The sequence below is a fragment of the Bellilinea sp. genome, from assembly GCF_053501535.1.
On record NZ_JBRCOK010000013.1, the window covers coordinates 1 to 5,365 of the forward strand.

Annotated in this window: 6 protein-coding genes; 4 read left to right on the plus strand and 2 right to left on the minus strand. The window is 44.4% G+C overall.

Annotation, left to right across the window (positions count from 1 at the left end; genetic code table 11):
• From ACWIZX_RS00985 to ACWIZX_RS01000, 4 genes are all read left to right on the plus strand, one after another.
• Window positions 1-636 (plus strand): hypothetical protein (locus ACWIZX_RS00985; RefSeq protein WP_448334530.1); only part of this gene is annotated, 636 nt, incomplete at its 5' end.
• Between the two features lie 24 nt (window positions 637-660).
• On the plus strand, window positions 661-2,070 hold the full coding sequence (locus ACWIZX_RS00990) for a cellulase family glycosylhydrolase (RefSeq protein ID WP_448334531.1): 1,410 nt from the start codon (window positions 661-663) through the stop codon (window positions 2,068-2,070).
• Between the two features lie 82 nt (window positions 2,071-2,152).
• A complete protein-coding gene (locus ACWIZX_RS00995) occupies window positions 2,153-3,142 on the plus strand; it encodes a hypothetical protein (protein ID WP_448334532.1) in 990 nt (329 codons plus the stop codon).
• A 29-nt stretch (window positions 3,143-3,171) separates the two neighbouring features.
• Entirely contained in the window at window positions 3,172-3,528 is a 357-nt protein-coding gene (locus ACWIZX_RS01000) for a carboxymuconolactone decarboxylase family protein (RefSeq protein ID WP_448334533.1), read from the plus strand.
• Window positions 3,529-3,536: 8 nt separating this feature from the next.
• Here the strand turns inward: ACWIZX_RS01000 and ACWIZX_RS01005 are convergent, their stop codons facing one another.
• The gene (locus ACWIZX_RS01005; RefSeq protein WP_448334534.1) at window positions 3,537-4,436 is read right to left on the minus strand and encodes a glycosyltransferase family 2 protein; all 900 of its coding nucleotides are present in this window, start codon (window positions 4,434-4,436) and stop codon (window positions 3,537-3,539) included.
• 8 nt (window positions 4,437-4,444) lie between these two features.
• A partial coding sequence (locus tag ACWIZX_RS01010; RefSeq protein ID WP_448334535.1) for a glycosyltransferase family 4 protein occupies window positions 4,445-5,365 on the minus strand: 921 nt, incomplete at its 5' end.

Here is a 5,365-nt window from a genome sequence, read left to right on the forward strand (position 1 = left end):
GGTCGAGTTTACTGGGATGGTATACAGCTTGATAATCTGATTCGTAATCCTTCGGCTGAAAAGAGCTGGTATCCTTTTCGGGACCCAATTCAAAATTTGCTAACCAAAACTTTTCGCTTGAGATCCTCTGATTTGTTAGCAATATTGGATACTTCAACAAGCTTTCCCTATTTTAGAGATGCAGCAGTTTATCTGTATCGCACTTTTTGGGGGCGGTTCAATTGGGGAACACTGCCATTGGCAGGGAATAAACCCTATAGAGTTTTCATTGTCCCTACAATTTTGGCCTTGGTAGGCAATGTGGTTGCTCTGTTTCGTTTTCGAAGTCGGATGAATTGGAGTGTAGTCTTGTTTTTCGTTTTGATGCTGATCGCAGGCTTATGTTATACGCTACTTCGCTTTGCGGGGGATTGGCACGCTTATTATCTGCTTTTACCTCAGGCAAGATACTTTTTCCCATCTGTATATGCAGCAGGATTTTTTCTGTGTACAGGCTGGTACACTGTGCTTATAGAATTGTTGGGTCTGACAAACAAAACTGTCAGGAAAAATCATTTGGTGATTGAATTTGTTATAGTTTTTGTTGTTTATAATAGCTGGGCCTGGTACACGATATGGAATTACTGGTACCGTTGATGTGGTTCTAAGGAGGATAGCGTAATGTTAAGATCAAGATATTTGACCTTGATGCTGGTAATTACACTAATATTGACGACTTGTTCAGCAACCATCGGTCAAGATATTGTTCCACAATCACCTACACCTACCGTCTTTTTGCCTTTTGTGGCTAATAAGTATCCCAATCCGACCATCTTCGGGGTAGATGGAAATACAAACCTTGGTCAGATTAAAAGCGCAAATGTCGAAATACTTAGACTAAATGCCCAGTTGTGGTGGTCCGAAGTTGAACAAACCAAAGGACAATATGATTGGCAAAAAGCAGAAAGGGTCGAAGCCTATTTGAAAGATGCAGCTGCAAATGGTCTGGATGTCATCTTGTTAGTTCAAACTTCCCCGGAGTGGGCACGAAAATATCCAAAATCTTTGTGTGGGCCGATAAAAGAGGAGGAATTTGCTTCGTTTGGAAATTTTCTTTATGAAGCGGTTCGCCGATACAGCCAGCCGCCGTTTAATGTAAATTATTACCAGATCTGGAATGAACCGGATGGATTTGTAAGAGAAGAAGAATGGGGAAATGTATTTGGCTGTTGGGCTGACCCGCAGGAAGATTATCAGGGAAACTACTATGGAAGAATGTTGAACGTAGTCTATCCCAGGATAAAAAGTGCTAATCCGAATGCGCAGGTTGCCATTGGTTCCCTGATGTTGATATGTGACCCGCAGGAAGAAAACCCAACAGATTATTGTGCAGATGAAGGGTTAAGAAAGTCCGCAAATTTCTTTGAAGGAATTCTACGGGAAGCTAAAAATTCCTTTGATCTGGTGATGTTTAATTCCGGTCCTTCCTATTTGCCTGGGCAAAACCCTGTTTGGACTGAGAAAAATAACTGGCGCTGGAAAGTGGAACGAGGGGGACTGGTTGATGGAAAAATTAATTATCTCCGTGAGTTAATGGCAAGATATGGGGTTAATAAACCCATTATTCATTCAGAAGCCTATTACCTGGACCGCCCAGATGACGTGGAGAATTTCAATCAATTTGAGGAACATAAAGCGGACTATCTGGTTTGGGTATATGCCAATGGATGGTCTCAACAGTTGCGAGCAGTGACATGGTACTCAATTGAAGGATGGAAAGGATCTGAATTAATCCGTTCGGATGGGACCGAGACAAAAGCTTTCCAGGCCCTAAAAACCATGACTGGTTTCCTGAAATCTGCTGAACTGCTCTCTCGTGAAGATAACATTGGATTTGTAAAATTTATATTTCGGAATGGTGGCAAAACAATCTGGCTTATGATTCCAACAGGTCAGGAATATGGTAAAACTTATACCATAGGTAAGCCAAGCAATTTGGAAAAAGTAGTGAATCTTTTTGGCGAGGAACAAGTGGTAAGCGGCTCGACAATATCATTTACCCGCCCAGCATACATCTTCCTAAGCCCCTGATTCTCATTCTCTTTGAAAATAAAGCGCTGTCATCAGGTCTTAATCAGCCAAGTGTCAGCGCTTTTTTTGATATACTTTACTCATGAATATCCTAAAACAAATTCTTGATTGGTTGCACAGGTTATTTTCGTTATCTCCTTCTCCTCTTCCACCACAACCGCAAGGTCAACCCCCACAGCCGATTACCCGCAAGGTGATGATGATCGTCTTCGATCCGTTTGTGCCTGAAGGCGGTACTCAGCGATTGAGTCAGTACTTGAACTGGTCGGATGCAGACGCGCTGGCAAATCAATATATCCAAGACCTGCACACCTGCTCGCATGGTTACCTGACGTATCAAATTGTCGAAAAAATGAGTGTGAATGGATTCCCGCTCAAAAAAGATGGCTTTGTGTATTCGGTGAGTAAGTACTTGCAGGCCTGGCAAAATCAGACCGGTTTCCATCAGCCGGACCTGGCGGATTATGCCAGAATACTCAGCGATTTTAACATCGTTCAAAAAATCAACAGCGGTATCGTAGATGAAGTCTGGTTGTTTGGGATGCCCTATGCCGGTTTTTACGAATCGGTGATGGTGGGAACAGGCGCGTTCTTTGTCAATGCGCCGCCGCTCGCCGCTGCCGGCGTTCAGCGCTCGTTTATCATCATGGGGTTCAATTACCAGCGCGGGGTGGGAGAAATGCTGGAAGCGTTTGGCCATCGGGCCGAGTTTGTGCTGGGGCGTGTATTCCGCAACCTGAGCGGTAATGCGAATTTGTGGGAACGCTTTACCCGCTACGATAAACTCCACCCCGGTCAGGCGGAGTGCGGTACGGTTCACTTCGCGCCGAATTCTCAGATGGATTATGACTGGGGCAACACCACTTTCGTCCCCAGCCGCTGCCGAAACTGGCTCAAATTTCCCGATCTTTCCGATCTGCCGGTGATGGTCAACTGTGCCGAATGGGGCAACGGCGAGATCCGTCAACATCATATCTGGTGGTTGAGATTGTTTCCGCACCTGACCGGTCAATCCAATGGCATTTCATGGAACTGGTGGGAGTATCTTGCTGATCCGGGGCGGGTGCAGTAAGCAAAATCAAAAAACTTCTGGGAGCAGCCATGACAAACCGTTTGGATGAATTTCAGGCGTATCGCCAGCGCATGAACGAGCGTATTTTGGGTATCGATCATCTTGGCATAAAACGCTTTTTCAACCTGGACACTTCCGCGTATCATGATGGTGCGCTGGACGGCAAGACCAAAGAATTGCTCGGGCTGGTGGCTTCGATGGTGCTGCGCTGTAACGATTGTATTGACTACCATATCCTTCAGTGTGTGAAGGCCGGCTGGAAGGACGAAGAACTCTACGATGCCTTCAATGTTGCCTTGATTGTCGGCGGGAGTATTGTCATACCACACCTTCGGCATGCCGTCGATACGCTCGACCTGGCGCGGCAGCAGAAGCCTTCCGCATGATCGCAAAATTACGGTTTTGGTGTACCGACTATCTTTTCCTTTGATAACCAGGCTTTGATTAAGCTAAAACCCAGTTTACCTGCCATTGCCAGATACATTAGCCAATTGATCAAAAAGAAGTATTCCCTGGCAAGATGTTTACGGTAATATAAAAAATAGCTACGATGCCATTCCATTATGGCTCGATATGGTTCGGTTCGTGAGCCACCTTGACCGCCAAAATGGGTGACTTCTGCAAAGGGATAGTAGTAAATCTTCCAGCCAGCCTGTCGAGCGCGGTAACAGTAATCGGCATCTTCCTGATAGGCAAAAAAATTTTCGTCCAGATATCCAATTTGCTCAATGACGGCGCGGCGAATGAACATGCACGATCCAGAAACAGCCTCTACTTCTGCAATTTGATTTTCCGGTAAATAAGTCATTAAATAGCCGGCAAAAGTGCGACTGGTGGGAAACAGGCGAGATAAACCGCTGAAATAAGTAATTGTGTCCCATGGACGGGCAGCGCTGCGGCGGCATTGCAGTTGCAAACTGCCATCCCGATTGAGGACTTTAGGACTGCAGATACCGATTGAAGGATTGGCCTCCATGAATTGATACAGTTTATCAAAAGCAAATGGATGAGGTAACGTATCTGGATTGAGCTGAATCAAGTATTTTCCTGTGGCTGCCCGCATGGCCTGATTCATCGGCCTGCTGTAACCGAGGTTTTGATTATTTGTGATTAATTTGATTGTGGCAAAGTCTTCTCGAACCATTTGAGCGGAGCCGTCGGTTGAGCTATTATCTACTACGATCACTTCCGAACTTAAATTTTGAGCTGCTTGAGGTATGCTGCGGAGGCAATTACGCAAATACTCTCTGGCATTCAGATTGACAATACAAATTGAAATATCTGGATGGTTCATATAAAACACTATCGAAAGGGGATAACAGGAGAAATCATTCTTCTGAAGAATATCCAAATTTCTTCAAGTAAAGTATTGACTCCTCTCGATCTTAAAGTGTACAAGCCTCTTTCTAGCAAAGTGGGGTGTTTTTCAAAGGATATTGGGACAACCAAATTCGCGAAATGATGATTATGGTCTGTTTGAGCGAAGATTTCACCGGATATGGGATTAATGTTCGGATTAAAATGTTGGATGCACTCATTCAGAATGGTGACTATCTCGGAAGCCCGTTTCCATGGAGAATAATTTTCGAGCACATGATCCCGAGCCTTTTGTCCGATTTCTATCCGTAGTTTTGAATTTTCAATCAAAATTCGTAGAAACTGTTCCCAATCTTTTGAATCACAGGCAAGGTAACCATTGTTACCTGAATTAATGGCAAATTGAAATGCCTGTGTAGGGCTGGCAATGGTAGGGATACCTAATAAACCAGCCTCCATATACTTAATTTCACTTTTCGATAGTGAAAATGGATTATCTAAGCGCAAAGGAGCAAGATTGATTGAAAATGTGGAAAGAACCTGGGGAAGCATTCTCCAAGGGACAAAAGGTGTGCGGTGAACACGTTCCGCTGCATTTTCCCAAGAGTACTCTTTGTTTAGATGGCCTGCCAAATTCAAATGCAGATGAGGATACTCAACTAATAATTTTTTGAGCACTGGTTGAATCATGGCAAAGTCTTTGTCGTGGGTGGGTGTACCACTGGCATAACCAAGGATCACACGATCGCCTGCCAATTGGCTTTTTCTTTGAACAGATTGAGCAATGGACATCATTTCTAAACTAAAGCCATTCCGATGTACCCATACTGGCTTTTGTAATTGCTTTGCCTGTTCAGCGAGGAAGTCCGTTGAAGCAAGAATGGCATCACAATGGCGTAATGTAAT